We start from the raw sequence: 624 nt of genomic DNA on the forward strand, positions 1-624 counted from the left end.
AATATTATCTGCTCGCGCGGGTTAAAAGATGCCGCATCGCCCAAAGCACCGCAACCGTGAGGGCTAAGGATGCGGCACATACGAACGCATACGCTCCTGTATCTACCCGCGCACTTAGATGTGAGAAGAGCAAATTTCCCAGCGATGTAAAAAGCGCTGCCGCTAAACTAAAGACAGACATTACTTTTCCAATATGCCCAGCGTCGCTCTTCTTCTGCAAATCCGAGAAAAGACCAATAGTATAGATAACAATAATTCCACTCACTATACTTTGTGCAGTAATAACGCTGATAATTCCAGGTATAAGTGCCAATACATACGCGCCACTGATAACCAGCAGTAATATTTGTGGATGCGCCCATCGCCTCAGCGCAGGTATGCGGTTGAGGATAAAAGATGCAGCCACGGCGCCCATAGTTCCCATAAACATACCAAGACCGTAAACTTCTTGCCCTAACCCCAAGTAAGCAATTCGCCCTAGAAGCAGGAAAAGGGTTGAGGCACCCCACATATTGAGGAGGGCGGCGAAGACAAGTTCGCGTCTAAAATATGCACTAGAAGCTATATATACTAGTCCAAACCTTAAATCATGAAGTATATGCGTTTTTTGGAATACTTCGGAGC

1 pseudogene is annotated in these 624 nt (G+C 46.2%); it reads right to left on the reverse strand.

Annotation, left to right across the window (positions count from 1 at the left end):
• Positions 1-4: 4 nt before the first annotated feature.
• Positions 5-624, reverse strand: a pseudogene (locus HMPREF2554_RS09105) (MFS transporter); the annotation flags it as partial.

The sequence above is a fragment of the Rothia sp. HMSC071F11 genome (assembly GCF_001809115.1).
In the GTDB taxonomy this organism is placed as follows: domain Bacteria; phylum Actinomycetota; class Actinomycetes; order Actinomycetales; family Micrococcaceae; genus Rothia; species Rothia dentocariosa.